The 16,019-nt window shown below is 70.8% G+C and carries 15 protein-coding genes and 1 riboswitch; of the genes, 7 read left to right on the plus strand and 8 right to left on the minus strand.

Features of this window, described 5'->3' with window-relative positions; translation table 11 throughout:
* Positions 1 to 224: 224 nt before the first annotated feature.
* On the minus strand, positions 225 to 809 hold the full coding sequence (locus QMZ92_RS11455) for a histidine phosphatase family protein (RefSeq protein WP_283297153.1): 585 nt from the start codon (positions 807 to 809) through the stop codon (positions 225 to 227).
* A gap of 256 nt (positions 810 to 1,065) precedes the next feature.
* On the opposite strand from QMZ92_RS11455, the gene QMZ92_RS11460 reads away from it, so the two are divergent.
* On the plus strand, positions 1,066 to 2,106 hold the full coding sequence (locus QMZ92_RS11460; RefSeq protein ID WP_283297154.1) for a C40 family peptidase: 1,041 nt from the start codon (positions 1,066 to 1,068) through the stop codon (positions 2,104 to 2,106).
* A gap of 58 nt (positions 2,107 to 2,164) precedes the next feature.
* Here the strand turns inward: QMZ92_RS11460 and QMZ92_RS11465 are convergent, their stop codons facing one another.
* The 3 genes from QMZ92_RS11465 to QMZ92_RS11475 all read right to left on the minus strand — a co-directional run bounded on the left by QMZ92_RS11465 (position 2,165) and on the right by QMZ92_RS11475 (position 4,627).
* A complete protein-coding gene (locus tag QMZ92_RS11465) occupies positions 2,165 to 2,935 on the minus strand; it encodes a CbtA family protein (RefSeq protein WP_283297155.1) in 771 nt (256 codons plus the stop codon).
* A gap of 18 nt (positions 2,936 to 2,953) precedes the next feature.
* Entirely contained in the window at positions 2,954 to 3,169 is a 216-nt protein-coding gene (locus QMZ92_RS11470; RefSeq protein WP_283297157.1) for a CbtB domain-containing protein, read from the minus strand.
* A 38-nt stretch (positions 3,170 to 3,207) separates the two neighbouring features.
* Positions 3,208 to 3,389: riboswitch (cobalamin riboswitch) on the minus strand.
* 59 nt (positions 3,390 to 3,448) lie between these two features.
* Positions 3,449 to 4,627: a lipid II:glycine glycyltransferase FemX gene (locus tag QMZ92_RS11475; RefSeq protein ID WP_283297159.1), complete on the minus strand. Its 1,179-nt coding sequence runs from the start codon at positions 4,625 to 4,627 to the stop codon at positions 3,449 to 3,451.
* Between the two features lie 146 nt (positions 4,628 to 4,773).
* Between QMZ92_RS11475 and murJ the strand changes: the two genes are divergently transcribed.
* The 3 genes from murJ to QMZ92_RS11490 are packed head-to-tail and all read left to right on the plus strand — an operon-like array spanning position 4,774 to position 7,869.
* Entirely contained in the window at positions 4,774 to 6,474 is a 1,701-nt protein-coding gene (gene murJ, locus QMZ92_RS11480) for a murein biosynthesis integral membrane protein MurJ (protein WP_502962039.1), read from the plus strand.
* Entirely contained in the window at positions 6,471 to 7,046 is a 576-nt protein-coding gene (locus tag QMZ92_RS11485; RefSeq protein WP_283297161.1) for a SigE family RNA polymerase sigma factor, read from the plus strand. Before murJ ends, QMZ92_RS11485 begins: the two co-directional genes overlap by 4 nt.
* Positions 7,039 to 7,869: a hypothetical protein gene (locus QMZ92_RS11490; protein ID WP_283297162.1), complete on the plus strand. Its 831-nt coding sequence runs from the start codon at positions 7,039 to 7,041 to the stop codon at positions 7,867 to 7,869. The genes QMZ92_RS11485 and QMZ92_RS11490 overlap by 8 nt, the downstream gene beginning before the upstream one ends.
* A 711-nt stretch (positions 7,870 to 8,580) precedes the next feature.
* Here QMZ92_RS11490 and QMZ92_RS11495 read toward each other — a convergent pair.
* Positions 8,581 to 8,808 carry a hypothetical protein gene (locus QMZ92_RS11495; protein WP_283297164.1) on the minus strand — a complete coding sequence of 76 codons (228 nt, stop codon included), beginning with the start codon at positions 8,806 to 8,808 and terminating at the stop codon, positions 8,581 to 8,583.
* A gap of 225 nt (positions 8,809 to 9,033) precedes the next feature.
* Between QMZ92_RS11495 and QMZ92_RS11500 the strand changes: the two genes are divergently transcribed.
* From QMZ92_RS11500 to QMZ92_RS11510, 3 genes are all read left to right on the plus strand, one after another.
* Positions 9,034 to 10,176 (plus strand): PLP-dependent cysteine synthase family protein, encoded by a 1,143-nt coding sequence (locus tag QMZ92_RS11500; RefSeq protein WP_283297165.1) that lies wholly within the window; start codon positions 9,034 to 9,036, stop codon positions 10,174 to 10,176.
* Complete coding sequence (locus QMZ92_RS11505; RefSeq protein ID WP_283297166.1) at positions 10,176 to 11,480, plus strand: MFS transporter; 1,305 nt, start codon at positions 10,176 to 10,178, stop codon at positions 11,478 to 11,480. Before QMZ92_RS11500 ends, QMZ92_RS11505 begins: the two co-directional genes overlap by 1 nt.
* Before the next feature lie 114 nt (positions 11,481 to 11,594).
* On the plus strand, positions 11,595 to 12,785 hold the full coding sequence (locus tag QMZ92_RS11510) for a DUF1015 domain-containing protein (protein WP_283297168.1): 1,191 nt from the start codon (positions 11,595 to 11,597) through the stop codon (positions 12,783 to 12,785).
* Positions 12,786 to 13,140: 355 nt separating this feature from the next.
* On the opposite strand, the gene QMZ92_RS11515 is transcribed toward QMZ92_RS11510, so the two are convergent.
* From QMZ92_RS11515 to QMZ92_RS11525, 3 genes are all read right to left on the minus strand, one after another.
* The gene (locus QMZ92_RS11515) at positions 13,141 to 13,779 is read right to left on the minus strand and encodes a DUF305 domain-containing protein (RefSeq protein WP_283297169.1); all 639 of its coding nucleotides are present in this window, start codon (positions 13,777 to 13,779) and stop codon (positions 13,141 to 13,143) included.
* Between the two features lie 93 nt (positions 13,780 to 13,872).
* Complete coding sequence (locus tag QMZ92_RS11520) at positions 13,873 to 14,268, minus strand: DUF6153 family protein (RefSeq protein WP_283297170.1); 396 nt, start codon at positions 14,266 to 14,268, stop codon at positions 13,873 to 13,875.
* A 485-nt stretch (positions 14,269 to 14,753) separates the two neighbouring features.
* Positions 14,754 to 15,908: an aminotransferase class V-fold PLP-dependent enzyme gene (locus tag QMZ92_RS11525; RefSeq protein WP_283297172.1), complete on the minus strand. Its 1,155-nt coding sequence runs from the start codon at positions 15,906 to 15,908 to the stop codon at positions 14,754 to 14,756.
* Positions 15,909 to 16,019: the final 111 nt, after the last annotated feature.

Genomic DNA, 16,019 nt, shown 5'->3' on the forward strand with positions numbered 1-16,019 from the left:
GAAGGCCCGCCAGCATTCCCGCGCGTGGAGCGGTGATCGACTGCACCTGTCGCCCCGAGGTCACCGGTATGTCGCATGACGAACCGCCGAGGTTCTGGGCTGGGCCCGGTGAGGAGCGCGCCCGCGAACACACTGGCTCGGCAGGGCCTCCGACGAGCCCCTGGAGCCGAAGCGGCGGGAACTACTGCCTTCGCAGCTCCCAGGCGCCCTGGTGTCGCTCGCGGTCAGCTCTCTTCCCAGTCCGGCACGGCCGAGAGCGCCCCCATCCGCAAGTTCCAGCGGCCGTTCCGCCCGGTGAGGTGCACTGCCGCCAGGGGCGGCACATCGATCCGCCAGAACAGCGCCCGCGGCACGCCCAGCGCACTGACGACGGTCGCGCGCACCACCGACTGGTCCGCGACGGCCAGCACCCGCCCGGCATCAGCAGGCAAGCCGTCGAGCCAGACGGCGACCCGATCGCACACCTGCGACACGGACTCGCCGCCATGCGGTACCGCTTCGGGGTCGGACATCCAGGCGGCGAGCCCGTCGCCCTCCCGCTCGGCGACCTCGCCGAGGGTCCGTCCCGCCCACCTGCCCATGTCCATGTCTCGAAGGGCCGGCTCCACGGTCACCACGTCCCACTGAAAGGCACGCACGGTGCTCTCGCACCGATCCGACGGCGCCGAGTAGCGCAGTGAGGCTCGCGGCAGAAGGGCCGCCACCTCCCCGGCTTGCCGTAGCGCCCGTGCGTCCAGCGGCACCTCTCCGAATCGCACATCGCGCTCCGCTGCGGCGGGGGCGCACACCAGCGTGAGCCTGACGGTCACGAGCGTTCCCTTCGTTGCGCACTCGAGCCGGATGATCGTAAGACGCCCACGACTTAAGGATCTTCGCACCCACGTCCACGCGCTGTGGCGTCCCTCACATCTCGCCGAGGGGATCCCCATTGAGCCTAATTCTCTAAGCAGCTTAGTATTCGTGAGTCTTCGCGCAGCCGGTCGCCCATCCGGGGCGGCGGCGAAGGCGCCGCCTGATCCGCTGTACGCCCAGCCCGTAGGCGGTCGAGGAAGAAGGAGCTCCGCCGTGGCCTCCCATCGCCGCCCGAAGCAGCCCAGTCCGCTCCATACCGGCGTCATCACCGCCACCGCCGCGGCGGCCGTGGCCCTTTCCACCCAGGCAGCCTCGGCCGACCCGCTGCCCGATCCCAACAAGAAGGGTGTCAAGGCGCAGGTGGACCGCCTGTACGAGCAGGCGACCCAGGCCACGGAGAAGTACAACGGGGCCAAGGAGAAGGCCGACGCGCTCAAGAAGGAGGTGGCGGGCCTCCAGGAGGCGGCGGCGCGCAAGCAGGGTGAGCTGAACGAACTCCGTGACCGGATCGGCACGGTGGCAGCCGGCCAGTACCGTTCCGGCGGCCTCGACCCGGCCCTTCAGCTGTTCCTCTCCGAGGAACCCGACACGTACCTCGAGAAGGCGTCGGCCCTGGACCGGGCCGGCGAGCGGCAGGCGGCCGTACTGCAGCAGTTCCTCTCCCAACAGCTGGCGCTCCAGCAGCAGCGCAGGGAAGCGTCCGAGAAGCTGCGCGACCTCGGCTCCGTACAGAAGGAACTGGGCAACCGGAAGACGGAGATCCAGATCAAGCTGCGCGAGGCCCAGCGCCTCCTCAACACCCTCTCGGCGAAGGAACGGGCCCGGATCGCGCAGGAGGAGGACCGGGCCAACCGGGCGAGCGCGCGGGTCGACCTCGGCAACGAGGCAAGTGCCTCCGAGCGCGCCGCAGCGGCCTTCGCCGCCGCCAAGAGCCGGGTCGGCATGCCGTACGTCTGGGGCGCGAGCGGCCCGAGCTCCTTCGACTGCTCCGGCCTCACGTCCTGGGCGTACCGCCAGGCCGGCGTGACGATACCGCGCACCTCCCAGGCCCAAGCCAGTGCCGGAACGCGCATCAACTCCCTCAGCGCCCTGAAGCCCGGCGACCTGATCATCATGCGCAGCGATCTCAGCCACGTCGGCTTCTACGCCGGCAACGGGCAGATCCTGCACTCGCCCAAGCCCGGTGCGCAGGTCCGCTACGAATCGATCGCCCGCAGCGGCATGCCCTTCATGTGGGGCGTACGCATCGGCTGACGCACGCAGCAGAGAGGGGCGCCGGCTCGAGACCGGCGCCCCTCTCGCGTGACAGGCGTCAGGACGAGGGCGCGACCGCCGCCCCCGGCTCCATGGCCGCAGTCCGTGCGCCAGACTCGCGCGGCTGCAGCAGCCGCTCGGCCAGTGCGCCGAAGACGAGGCCGAATCCGGCCCACAGCGTGGCCTGGATCGCGAGCGCCGAGATCCTGAACTGCCAGACGACGGCGGCCGGGAAGCCCTTCGGCATCTCGTTGACCGCGGGAAGGAAGGCGTACGCGAGTCCGACGGCGAGGACGAAGAACGCCCCTGCCGCAACCGACGCGTTCCAGTTGCCCAGACGGGGCGCGAGCCGCTTGCCCAGGATCACGCCGGAGACGGCGAGCAGCACGCTGAGCACCACCATGAGCAGGTACAGGGTGGTGCGCTGACTGATCGTCGCCGGATCGCTCACGGCCGGCGGGTTGGCGGGGTACTTGAGGAACGGCACCACGTAGAAGGCGATCAGGCCGCCAAGAGACAGCAGCCCGGCCGTGGCGCGCGGTCCGAATCCACCGATCCGGCCCAAGGCGAAGCAGTACGCCAGCGCGGCGATGCCGCCCAGGGCGACGCCGTAGACGAGGACGCCGGTCGCGAGGCCGGTGGTGGACTGGGCCGCGCGGCTGACCAGCTCCGCGCCCCCCTCTTCGTGGCTGTGCGCCGCCTCGTAGGCGATGCCGGCCTCGGTCGGCGGCTCGCCGAGGAAGTAGGCGACAATCAGGGCGAGGAGACCGGCCACGAGGCCGGCCACCATGCCGCGGGCAAGGAGCTTTCCGACGGTTGCGGAGTTCATGATGTTCGCGCCCCCGTCTCAGTGGCAGGGGAAGCCGAGCAGGTGCCGGCCGTCGTGCACCCATTCATGGACGCCTTCGCCGGCGAAGATGGCGGTGGCACCCTGCTCGGCGCCGACGAAGAAGAGCGCGAGCAGCATCAGGGCCCCGAAGAAGACGGCCCAGGGCAGGATCGACTTGACGGGCAGTGCGGCGGGGATGGCGGCGACGCTCGGCTGAGCGGTGGCCTGGGCCATGGCAGGACCTCCAGTGGGAACACGCGTCCCGGTCGGATGGAGCTCGCTCGACGGGGGCGAGTCTGACTTGCCGGGCCGCACCGCTCAGGAGATGAGCGGCTGCCGCCGGGCACACAGTGGCGCGACCGTGCCGGATTCCCACCGGCTTCCGCTGCCCATCGATTGACTTGTCCTGGTCAAGGTAGCGGAAGCCCCTCGAACCCACAACAAACTTCTAAATGACTTAGAAGAATCGATTAAGGTTCACCCATGACCGATCCACACGCCCCCGGGGTGGCTTCAGCGGCGCGACATGTACGCCTGCATGGCCCGGTGCAGGGTCTTGTTCACCGCTCCCTGCAGGGGCAGCTCCCACTCACCGAGGGTCTCCACCACTTCCCCTCCGGTGCCGAGCTTCCAGCGCATCAGCCCGAACGACCGCTCCGCGGGATCGAGGGTGTCCGGTACGCCCCGCATGTCGTACACGGCCGCACCAAGGGAGTGTGCGTCGCGGATCAGTCGCCACTGCAGAGCGTTGCTCGGCCTGACCTCGCGGCGGTGATCGGCGGAGGCCCCGGTCTGGTACCAGGCACGCCGGCCCGCCACGATCATGGTGTGAGCAGCGAGCACCTCCCCGTCGTGCCGGGCGAGGTAGAGCCGCATGCGCCCGTTCTCCTCGGCGTTGAGCTCTCGATGCTGCCGCTGGAAATAGGGGAGAGAACGTCCAAGGCGGAAGCCGTCGCGCCGCTCGGTGACCTGCAGCAGGTCGCAGAAGGCGGGAAGATCCTCGGCGGTGCCGAGGTAGGTCTCCACCCCTACCGTCTTCGCCTTCTTGATGTTGCGCCGCCACTCCTGGTTGAAGCCGGACCACAGGTCGTCCGTGCTGCGGCCGGCCAGGGGCAGCTCGAACAGGTGGCGGGGCTGGGCGTCGCCCGCGCCGCCGTCGTCTCCGCAGCGCCGCCAGCCGGCCGCCCGCAGCCGGTCCGCGACGGCCGCCCCGATCGGCTCGACGACGTCCGGCAGCACGTCGCCGACCCGGCGCCCCGGGCCGACGGCCGCCTTGAGCGTCTCGGCGCTCCACCGGCGGTACGCCAGAGGCGGCCCCATCCGCACGGCGAAGGCCCCAGCCGCCCGCAGTTGGTCGAGGAGCAGCTGCAGGACGCCCATCAGCGCCGGGTCGGCCCAGTCCAGCACCGGCCCCTCCGGGATGTACGCGAAGTACCGCCGGGTACCGGGCAGCTGCCGGTACAGCACCTGGGCGGCGGCACGCTGGCGGCCCGTCCCGTCGAACCAGCCGATCCGCTCGGCCCGCCAACCGTCCTTGACGGCGCTCCAGGACGGCAGCTGAAGGAAGCTGACCTGGTCGCCCTGCGTACGTCCCGAGAGGGAGTCGAGGTAGGCCAGGTGCTGCTCAACGGTCGTGGGCACGGTCTCCAGGGCACCGGCACGGTGGGTCGTCTGCACCTCGGCGACAGCCATGTCGAAGGTCTCCTCGTTCTGGTCCTTGCGCCTCCTGCGGGAGGGCGGCGGGATACCCCCGCCTGTCTCATGCACGCCCGGCGGCGCCGGAATGTGGCAGGCGATTTCGCCGACGTCCGCGGAACCGGCTCACGGGCGGGTGCGGCGTGACGGGGACAAGGCCGGCGGGAGCCGGTGTCGACGCCCGGAGGGCGGACGTGGGCGGCGGGCGGGGCAAGGCGTTGATGATGCTCGGCTCGCTCGTCTCCCGGGTCACGGGCTTCGTACGGAGCGCGGTGGTCGTCGCGGCCCTGGGGACGGCACTGCTCGCGGACGCCTACAACGTCGCCAACACAGTGCCGAACATCGTCTACATCCTGCTCATGGGCGGGGCGCTCAACTCGGTCTTCGTGCCCGAGCTGGTGCGTGCCGCGAAGGAGCACGAGGACGGCGGAGTCGCGTACACCGACCGGCTCATCACCCTCTGTCTGGTCACGCTCACCGCGATCACCGCCGTGGCCGTGCTCGCGGCGCCCTGGATCGTCACCGCGTACACGGACTACACCGGTGCCCAGCACGACCTCACGGTGGCCCTGGCCCGCTACTGCCTGCCGCAGATCCTCTTCTATGGCGCCTACACCGTGCTCGGGCAGGTGCTCAACGCCCGGGGCCGGCTCGGGGCGATGATGTGGACGCCGGTCCTCAACAACGTCGTCGTGATCGGAGTCTTCGGGCTCTATCTGGTGGTGGCCGCGACGGCGACCGGAGCCGGCGAGGTCACCGACGGGCAGCTGCTCCTCCTCGGGATGGGCAGTACGACGGGGATCGCAGTGCAGGCGCTCGCTCTGCTGCCCGCCCTGCGGTCAGCGGGCTTCCGGTGGCGCCCGCGGCTCGGCTGGCGGAACTCGGGTCTTGGCCGACCGGTGCGGGCCGCAGTGTGGACGCTGCTGCTCGTGCTCGTGAACCAGGTCGCGTACTGGGTGGTGACCCGGCTCACGACGACAGCCGGGATTCGGGCGGACGCCGAGGGCATCGCGGCGGGTGTCGGGTACACGGCGTACAGCAGCGCGTACCAGCTGTGGGTCGTCCCGCAGGGCATCATCACGGTCTCCCTCGTGACGGCCCTGCTGCCCGTGATGAGCCGCGCGGCGGTCGCCGGCGACCCTGGCCGGATCGGCGCGGAGCTCACCCGCTGCCTCAAGACCACCGCGGTGGCGATCGTCCCCGCCGGCATCGTGTTCCTGTTCCTCGCGCCTCGCCTCACCGGCGTCGCCTACCAGTACGGACAGGTGACCGAGGCCGACGCGCAGGCGATCGGGTGGATGCTGGCCGCGTTCGCTCCGGGCCTCGCGGCGTTCTCCGCGCAGTACGTACTCGCACGGGGCTTCTACGCGCTGGGGGACACCCGTACGCCCTTCTTCCTCACCCTCGTGATCGCCGCCCTCAACGCGGGCCTGTCACTGGCCGCCTACACCGTGCTGCCCGCGCGCTGGGCGGTCACCGGCATCGCGGGCGCGTACGCGATGGCCTGCACTGCCGGACTCGCATGCACGGCGACGGTGCTACGGCGTCGCCTGGGGCGGGGACTCGAGGGCGCGCTCGGTACGCACGTGCGGCTCGCGGTCGCGTGCCTGCCCGGTGCCGGCGCGGCGCTCGCCGTCGACCGGCTGAGCGCCAGGCTGCTGGGCGACGGCCCGCTCGTCGACGGAGGTGCGCTGCTGGCGGGCACGGGGTTCGTCGGTCTGTCCGTGCTGCTGCTCGCCCGCCCGCTCGGCGTGCCCGAGGTGGACGCCCTGCTGGCACCGCTGCGCCGGCGTCTGGGAGCCCGCGGCCGGCGCCGCGCGGAACGACCAGGAGGCGGCCTGTGACGGCTTCGGTGCACGACTCCGCCGAGCGGGACTTCGAGAAGTTCTACGCGGAAAGCGTGCGACGCATGATCGTCGTCGTGTACGCAGTGACCGGCGACATCGCCGAGGCGGAGGACGCCGTACAGGAGGCATACGCGCGAGCCTGGCCGCGCTGGAACGAGCTGGCCGAGCAGGGAGATCCCACCCCATGGGTACGCACGGTCGCCCTGCGGCTGGCGGTGAGTTCGTGGCGTCGAGCCCGTAACCGGGTCAAGGCCCACTTCCGGCACGGGCCGCCCGCGGACGTGCCCGGTCTCGACCCGGACCACGTGGCCCTGGTTGCGGCGCTCCGGCACCTCTCCCCTCAGCAGCGACGCGCCGTCGTCCTGCATCATCTGGTCGACCTGCCCGTGGACGAGGTGGCCCGGCAGACCGGCTCGACCAGCGCAGCGGTACGCTCGCGCCTCATGCGCGCCCGGCGCATCCTGAACAGCCATCTTTCCGACACCGCCGCGTCGGAACCCCCGGCGCGCATCGGCCCGCGGGCGGTCGCGCCGTACCGGCCTCGACAGGAGGCGTACCCCCATGAATGACGGCAGGTCCATGCCTCTCGGCAGCGAACTGGACGCCAGACTGCAGGAGTTCGCGGCCGAGGCCGATCCCCTCGTCGCCCCCGCCGGCGGAGTCGTGGACGTACGTCTCCGGGCGGTCCGGCGCCGCACTCGCCGTCGCGCGGGAGCGGGGGCCGTCGCCGTCGCCGTGGCGCTCACGGTCGGCTGGTGGATCCGCCCCAGCCCCACGGACGCACGCCTCTCGGCGCAACCTGACCAGGCAAACGGCCAACTGGTCGCAGCGGCCTCGATCCTCCCCTCCCCCGGCGCGGATCGCGTGCTGGCACCCAGAGCCCTGCTCTCACCAGCGGCCCTGCCGTGGAACGCGACGTACCGGTGGCGGGCGGTCACGACCGGGGACGGGTCGACGGCGGCCCTGCCGAGTCAGGGCACCCACCCGTGCACCCTCGTCTGGTTCTCCGGATCGAGCGCAAGGAACCAGATCGTCCGCACGTACAGCGGCCAGGGTCGCGCCACGGCCCAGCACCGGATCGTCGGCTTCCGCACCGAAGACGCGGCCCGGCGAAGCGTCGGCGAGGTGGCCGAGGCGCTGCGGCAGTGCGGATGGCACGGGGCCCGGACATCCGGGCCGGGGGAAGGCCACGGCCCGGACTCGCCGGTGGTGTACGACTACGCCTTGGCGGGCGACTCGGAAGCGCCACTGCGCGTCACGCTCGTCCAGTCGGACCACCGCGTCGCCGTGTTGGTACTGGGTGCGAGGCACAGCGCCGACCCGACTCACACCGATCCACGCACCGAGCGCTGCCTGGGGTCGACGCAGAACTCGCCACGGGCACATTGTTGAGGCGTAAATTTATTTCTTAGTTGCTTAGTAAAGACCCTGACCGATCCCTCCAAACCAGACAACCGACCGAGCGTCTACACGACTTATTCACGCCACGTTTCGGATGGAATTCCGAACCGCTCAGAAGAGATGGTTAAGATAACGGCGTGATTACAGCCCGGTCGCGCTCGCGTGCGCCGCACTCCCACCTTTCGGTGGGGCTGCGACGTCTACTCGGCCTGGCCGCACTCCTGTTCGGCCTCCTGGCCGGGCACGAAGTGAACGTGGACGGGGCCGCGGTTGGCGCGGCGCCCGCCATGACCAGCCTTTCCCACAGCATTGAGGGAAGCTCCGGCGACCACGATCCGACGCACCCGGCACACGAATGCTCGCCGAGGCCGCCGGAGGGAACACCGGCACCCAATACGCCGTGTTTCACACGACTGCCCGATGCGCCCTGCTCTGCCGGGCCCTGCCTCCCAACCAACGCCGACGCGGGCGAGGCGACCACAGCACCGGCGGCCGCCACGAGAGCCTCGACAGTCCTTCAGGTGTAGAGCGCCCCGCGTCTCGCTCCCTACGGCCGCGCGCACTCCGCGCCCGGGCGTGGACAAGGGACGCGTATCACCCCCACACCCCTGATTTGTCGCGGATACCGCTCCGTCCCGCCTTCATGGGACAACAGGGGTACTGCCGCCCGGAGGAACTGTGCCACGCCACCCCCACAACCCCTTACTCGCCGCTGTCGTCGGCGCCCTGCTGTTGTCGGCAGCCCTCTGCTTCACGCCCCTCGGTGACGCCGCGCACCACCAGGTCGACAGCGCCGCCGTCACGGCCGTCACGGCCGGCCTCGACCTCGACCACACCGACGACCGCGCCCCACAACATCAGCACCACGACCACAAGGCCGGCTGCACTGCCCCGGGCCTCGGGCCGCAGCTCCTCGTCACGGCGCAGCACGCACCTGACTCCAGCGCACTCGACTCCTCCGACGACGGTCCGCACGCCTTGGGGCTTCGGCTACCGCCGACGGCCGATGGTGCTGCGCCCATAGCCATGTCCGGTCGGTCGACGCAGATCCGCGTCTGCCGGTGGCGCATCTAGACCGTTCGACTCCCGGCCGCGCACGACGCGGCCGTCCCTCGAACGAGTACCTGATACGCACACCGAACTGAGAGCGGAACCATGCATTCCTCGACCACCGACGTCACACCTCCCACCCGCTCCGCCCTGTCAGGGCTGGTGGGCAACACGCCTCTCCTCCACGTGTCGGAGCCGCTCGCCCCGGCGGGCCGCGGTTTCTGGGCCAAGTTGGAGGGCTTCAACCCCGGCGGCATCAAGGACCGCCCCGGCCTCCACATGGTGGAACGGGCCCGCGCCCGCGGCGACCTGCGCCCCGGCGCACGGATCATCGAGTCCACCAGCGGTACGCTCGGACTCGGCCTCGCCCTCGCCGGCATGGTGTACGGCCACCCCGTCACCCTGGTCACCGACCCGGGCCTGGAGATGTCCATGACCCGGCTGCTCACCGCGTACGGGGCCCAGGTCAACGTGGTCTCCGAGCCGCACCCCACCGGCGGCTGGCAGCAGGCGCGCCGCGACCGCGTCGCCCAGCTCCTCGAACAGCACCCCGGCTCCTGGTGCCCGGACCAGTACAACAACCCCGACAACACCACCGCGTACACTCCGCTCGCCCTCGAACTCGCCACCGAGCTCGGACACATCGACGTCCTGGTGTGCAGCGTGGGCACCGGCGGGCACTCGGCCGGAGTCTCCCGCGTCCTGCGCCAGCTGTACCCGGACCTGACCATGATCGGGGTCGACACCATCGGCTCCACGATCTTCGGCCAGCCGGCCCGGCCGCGGCTGATGCGCGGGCTCGGATCCAGCATCTACCCGCGCAACGTCGCGTACGACCGGTTCGACGAGGTGCACTGGGTGGCGCCGAGCGAGGCGGTGTGGACCTGCCGCCGGCTCGCCACCTCCCACTACGCCACGGGCGGGTGGAGCGTCGGCGCCGTCGCGCTTGTCGCGGGCTGGCTCGCCCGCTCGCTCCCCAAGGAGACCAGGATCGCGGCGATCTTCCCCGACGGACCGCAGCGCTACCTCGGCACCGTGTACGACGACGACTACTGCGCCGCCCACGGCCTCCTCGACAACCCGCCCGCGCCCGAGCCGGAGGTCATCGGCCGCCTGAACGAGAAGGAGGTCAGCCGCTGGACGCGGTGCACCACCGTCGTCGACCCGCTCACGCTCACCGACGAGGCCCCGGCCGGAGTCGACATCGACGACGCCGACCTCGCGGACGCCGCGGAGGAGCGGTTCTGATGAAGGGCACGTTCTCGCAGTTCCGTTCGTACGACCGCAGCGTGCGGCTGTTGATGGTGAACCAGTTCACCATCAACCTCGGCTTCTACATGCTGATGCCCTACCTCGCTGCCCACCTGGCCGGGCCACTCGGTCTCGCCGGCTGGCTGGTCGGCCTCATCCTCGGCGTACGCAACTTCAGCCAGCAGGGCATGTTCCTCGTCGGCGGCACGCTTGCCGACCGGCTCGGCTACAAGCCGATGATCATCGCCGGGCTCGTCCTGCGCACGGTCGGCTTCGCGACCCTGGGTCTGGTGGACTCCGTTCCCGCGCTGATCGCCGCCTCCGCGGCGACGGGTCTGGCCGGCGCGTTGTTCAATCCGGCGACCCGCGCCTACCTCGCCCTCGACTCGGGCGAGCGCCGGGTGGAGGCGTTCGCGCTGTTCAACGTCTTCTACCAGGCGGGCATCCTGCTCGGGCCGCTGGTCGGCATGGTCCTTACGGGCGTCGACTTCCGCGTCACGTGCCTCGTCGCGGCCGGCACCTTCGCCGTGCTGAGCGTCGTGCAGATCCGCGCCCTTCCCGCCCGGCGGGCCAAGGAGACGAAGGAGAACGAGGAGAAGGAGGGGCAGAGCGTACTCGCCGAGTGGCGCGGCATCCTCGCCAACCGCCCGTTCCTGCTCTTCTCCGTTGCCATGATCGGCTCGTACGTCATGTCCTTCCAGGTCTACCTGGCCCTGCCCCTGGAGGTCCGGCGGCTCGGCGGCGAGGGCACCTTCGGCACGGCCGCTGTCGCCGTCCTCTTCGCCGTGTCCGGACTGAGCACGATCCTCTTCCAGACCAAGGTGACGGCCTGGTGCAAGGCCCGCATGGAGCCGGGACGCGCCCTCACCTGGGGCCTGCTCACGATGGGCGTGGCCTTCGTGCCCCTGCTCGCCGCCGCGGCGGTTCCCGCACCCGGAGAAGGCATCGGCCTGTGGCTGCTGGCCGCCATACCACCGACGCTCGCGGCACTGCTCCTGGCGATCGGTACGATGATCGCCTACCCCTTCGAGATGGACACCATCGTCCGGCTCTCCGGCGACCGGCTCGTGGCCACCCACTACGGCCTCTACAACACCATCTGCGGAGTCGGCATCACCCTCGGCAACCTCCTGACCGGCGCGGCACTCGACGCCGCCCGCAAGGCCGGGCTCTCCGCGCTCCCCTGGCTGGCGCTCACCGCGCTCGGCCTGGCCTGCACCGCCGCTCTCTACGGGCTGCACCGCACCGGCCGCCTTGTCGAGCCGCCGACCGCGGCCCGGCCGGAACCTGTGACCGTCTGACCTGACACCAGCGGCAGGGGGCGGGCGCCCACGAAGCGCCCACCCCCGTACCGCCGTGCCCACCTTCGGGAGAGAACCTTGACGACCGTCCCGTCGCGGAAGGCGCGTACCAGCGTGCGGCTCCTTCCGTTCCGCGCCGTCCGATACGACCCGGCGCAAGCCGGCCGGCTCTCCGCCGTACTCAGCCCCCCGTACGACGACATGAGCCCCGCCCACGCCCGCGCCCAGCGCGCCCGGCCCCACCACATAGCCCGACTGCTCTACGCGCCCAATCCCCAGGACGCCGCCGGTCAGCTGCAACGCTGGCTGGAGCGCGGCGTCCTGCGCCGCGACCCCGAGCCCTCCCTGTACGTCTACGAGCAACGGCTCGGCACCCGGCTCCTCCAGCGCGGCCTCATCGGCGAGCTCACCGTCTCCGGCCCTCTCGCCGGTCCCGTCGTCCCCCACGAGGACGTACAGGAACACGTCGTGCGGCAGCGCGCCGCCCACATGTCCGGCCTGCGAGCCCAGTTGGAGCCGCTGCTGCTCACCCACCGTTCCGCCGAGGGAACCGGTCGCCGTCTGGCGGAGTGGGTCGCCGAACACCCACGCGCCGTCGGCGCCCGACTCGGCGGCGTCACGCACTACCTCTGGCGGTGCACCGACCCCGCCGACCAGGCTCTCCTCACCACCGGCTTGGGCGGAAGCCAGGTTCCGTTGCTCGCCGACGGCCACCACCGCCTGGCGGCCTGCCGACGGCTCAGCCTGTGGCACGACGGCCTCCCCTGGCAGCGCAGCCTGGCCCTGCTCGTCGACTCGGCATCAACACCTCTGCGTCTGAAGGCGATCCACCGTGTCCTGCCGGACCTGGACGCGGAGAAGGCCGCACGAGCGGCATCCGGCGTCGCGCGCGTCCGGCCGCTTCACTCCGGGCCCCGGCTGCCCCGGCCCGGCGAACTGGTACTCGTCGGCGACGGACGCGCCTGGAGCGTGACGGAACCGGCGGCATCGGCCCTGACCGATGCGCTGGCCGGGCTGCCGACCGGGTGGCACGAGCAGCCCGCAGCCGTCACCGACCATCTCCTCATCCCGGGCTGCTGGTCCACACCCGACCTGCCCGGCGCGGTCGTACACATGCACGACGCCGACCGGGCCGTGGCCGCCGTGACATCCCACGGGTCGGGTACCGCCGTGCTCCTCCCCGCCCCCACCGAGGACGGGATCCGGGAACTCGCCGAAGTCGGCGTACTCCTCCCCCGCAAATCGACCTCGTTCGGGCCCAAGCCGGCCGCCGGGATGGTGATGCGGGTCTTCCCCACTCGTTGAGTTCCGCGGGGCTCGGAGTCGTCGACGTGCTCCACCTCGGGCGGCCTTCGACCACGGCCGTGGCGCGTGGCCGGCCAATGGCGCACACGGCTCATCTGGGCGGCGTGACGGCAGAGTCGGACGACGTAACGGCCGGCCCGGTCGGTGGGGACGGAGGCTTCAACTGCAAGCATGTCCTTCCCCGTCACGTCCGCAGCGGCGTCACCCACATGCGGGCCGTTGTCCGGCTTGTGGCACACACCGGCCAAGCGCGCCCGAATTCTCCGAGAAACCGGGGCGGCTGGGCAGAGGCGCCGCCATGCTCTGCCGTGGCGCACTCAGGCTTCGCCACGGCAGAGCAGCGGTTGTGAACTGGTCAGCTCTTGCCGAGCATCTTGTTCATCTGCTCGATCTCGGCCGTCTGGGCCTTGATCACGTCATCGGCCAGCTTGAATGCGGGGCCGTACTTGCCCTCCGCCTTCTCCTTCTCGGCCATCTCGATGGCGCCCTCGTGGTGCTTGATCATCATCTCCGCGAACATCTTGTCGAACTCGGCGCCCTTGGCCTTCATGAGCTTGTCCATGTCCTCCTTGCTCATCATGCCGGGCATGCCGTTCGCCATGTCGTGGCCCATGCCGGACATGTCGGCGGGGACCTCCTCGCCCCACGAGGTGAGCCAGCCGGACATGGTCGTGATCTCCGGGTCCTGGGCGCCCTTGATCGTCGCGGCCAGTTCCTCGGTCTCCGCGGACGAGGCCCGCGTCGGGGCCAGGTCGGCCATCTCCACGGCCTGGCGGTGGTGCTGGATCATCTCCTTCGCGAAGGAGACATCGGCCGCGTTGTGGTCACCGGCCTCCGCCGGCGCACCGGTGGCGGGCGCCGAGGTGGTGGACTCCACGGAGCCCATGGCTTGGCCGCTCCCGCCGTTGCCGCCACAGGCGGCGAGCACCAGGGCGGCGACGCCGCCGGTGGCGACGAGGGCGGTACGGCGGATCAGCTTACGGTGCGTGTTCATGTATGACTCCTGCGTTCGGTTTGGAAGGCATGCCGGTGAGCGCCGCCGCGCCCGGTGGACGGGCCACATGGGGCACTGCGCCGCAGGCGCTTCCTAGATCCGCAGGAGTTGAAGTTCGGACAGCGACGGAGGGGCACGGCCTCGGTCGGCTGCGAAGGTGTGCGTGGTGGCGATGCCCGCGGTCGGCTCGGCGGGGCAGATCGCCGTGGGCTGGAGCGCGGGCAGCGAGACAGAGGCCCCGACAGCGGCGGAGGCACACGTCGGATCGGCGTGGTCACCGTGCCCTTCGTGACCCGAGCAGTCATGATCACAGTGTCCGGTCGCGTCGAGCGTCACCGCCGCAGGCTGGTTCGAGCCGCTTGGCTGCGCGATCGCAGATACGGGCCCCATGGCGTGCATGCCCAGCAGCCCAAGGAGTACGGTCAGGACAAGAAGCCCATGCAGACGCAGCCTCTTCGGCGGCTCTGCGCACTTCTCGTCGGCCCTCATGGCCTCATCGTAAAGGCCCTGCTTCGTATAGCTGCGGCTAAGGGCTGTCCCGTAGTCCCCAGCGGGCGCACGACGACAGCTGCGGCACCTCGCTGCATTGTCGGATCGCCCGAATACGCCCAGTATGAGGACGACCCTCCGCCTTGCGATGCACCCCATCTGACGCCGCGCGATCCACCGGTGATTACGGGACAGCCCTTAGTTAGTGCCGGGGCACGCAAGGTTTGCCCGTCAAGGAGCGGCGTCCGGCGCACGGGGTCTCCCCCGGCCCTCCGGGCCGAGGGGAAGGATCGCATGGCGCCGGATCGGCCTCGTAGTGGGCCTACTCGGTTGATTCGGCAACGCCGCGAGTCGCCGTGCCGGGCGTCGCGACGGGGCGAACGTCGCCTGACGCGGCACTGGGTGGCATGCAGCTCTGCGTGACCGTCATGGTCTTGGTTTCCCCACCCGCCCTCTCGTGGAGCTGAGCGAGCCCGGAGCGGCTTTCAGCGGGTGAGGTCAGCCAGGCTGTCGAGTGCGGTGTCGATCTCTGCTGGGGTGTTGATGACGGCGGTGCCGATGCGGGTGTAGTTCAAGGTGGACAGCCGCACGCGGGCGGCGGCGGCGTGGTCGACGACCTGCTGATGGGTGTATCCGGCCACGCTGAAGCAGGTGATGCCCGCTGACAGGTCCGGGTCGGCAGGAGTGTGCACGGTGACCCCGGGGAGGCGCCTCAGCCCTTGCTTCACCCGCGTCGACAGCTGTGTGATGCGGGCGGCAACGCGTGCTCGGCCAAGCTGCTCATGCAGCGTTACCGCCACCGGCAGGGCGAAGGCATGCTCGAACGCCAGAAACCCGCCGGGTGACAGGGATGCTGCGCCCTCGCTCCCGATGAAGCTCACGAAGGTAGGCCGAAGCTGGTCGAGGACGTCCGGCGCCACCCAGACCAAGCCCGTTCCCCTTGGGCCGAACAGCCATTTGTGCGTTCCGGCGACCACCACGTCCGCGCCCAGGCCCGCGGCATCCTCGTCGACCGCCGCCAGCCCGTGCACGCCGTCGACGACCAGCAGGCACCGGTCGGCGGGGCTGCGCCCTTCATTGGCCTGGCGCACCACCTCGGCCACCGCCCGCACCGGCATCCGTAGCCCCGTACTGGACTGCACCCAGGTGATCCCCACGACTCTGGTGTTCCGGCGGATCGCCTCGCCGACCGCCGCTGCGATGCCTTCCGCCGTCGCGGTGGCCGGATCGGCGAACCAGGAGGCCAGCCGCACCGTGTTGCCGTGCTTTTCGGCTGCCAGCCGGGCGGCGGTGCGATGGGAGATGTGGTCGAACTCCGTCAACAGGAACTCTTGCCCCGGACGGGTCACGACGCCGTTGTAGACGACACCCAGCCCGATACTCGTGCTCGCCGTCATCGCGATGTCCTCGGCCCGGCCTCCCAGATAGGCGGCGAGCGCCTGGCGTACCCGGGGCCATCCGGTCGGACCGTCGGGCAGCGCCAAGCCCGAGGGCACCGACAGAGGATTGGCGTCGACCTGTGCGCTCAGGTGATCCACAGCATCTCGCACCACCTTCGGATGCGATGCCAGGTAGAACAACGCGAGATTCACCCATCCCGGCTCCAGACGAAACTGCGCCCGCAAGGCGTCCCAGTCCACGCGCCCATCGGGCGTAGTGACCGGCCGCTCCCGCGGTGTGCTCACTCCTACCGCGCAGGAGCTGGGCACGAGGGTGACCGCCAGCGCTCCGGCAGATCTCGCCAGCAGATC

Source organism: Streptomyces sp. HNM0645, from assembly GCF_030056615.1.
Taxonomy (GTDB): Bacteria; Actinomycetota; Actinomycetes; order Streptomycetales; family Streptomycetaceae; genus Streptomyces; species Streptomyces marianii.

Bases quoted from the DNA above. Each gene is read 5' to 3' on its own strand.
- QMZ92_RS11500 (WP_283297165.1), top strand. From the start codon at position 9,034: ATGCATTCCTCGACCACCGACGTCACACCTCCCACCCGCTCCGCCCTG.
- QMZ92_RS11475 (WP_283297159.1), bottom strand. From the start codon at position 4,627: ATGGCTGTCGCCGAGGTGCAGACGACCCACCGTGCCGGTGCCCTGGAG.
- QMZ92_RS11515 (WP_283297169.1), bottom strand. From the start codon at position 13,779: ATGAACACGCACCGTAAGCTGATCCGCCGTACCGCCCTCGTCGCCACC.
- QMZ92_RS11465 (WP_283297155.1), bottom strand. From the start codon at position 2,935: ATGAACTCCGCAACCGTCGGAAAGCTCCTTGCCCGCGGCATGGTGGCC.
- QMZ92_RS11490 (WP_283297162.1), top strand. From the start codon at position 7,039: ATGAATGACGGCAGGTCCATGCCTCTCGGCAGCGAACTGGACGCCAGA.
- QMZ92_RS11470 (WP_283297157.1), bottom strand. From the start codon at position 3,169: ATGGCCCAGGCCACCGCTCAGCCGAGCGTCGCCGCCATCCCCGCCGCA.
- QMZ92_RS11520 (WP_283297170.1), bottom strand. From the start codon at position 14,268: ATGAGGGCCGACGAGAAGTGCGCAGAGCCGCCGAAGAGGCTGCGTCTG.
- QMZ92_RS11505 (WP_283297166.1), top strand. From the start codon at position 10,176: ATGAAGGGCACGTTCTCGCAGTTCCGTTCGTACGACCGCAGCGTGCGG.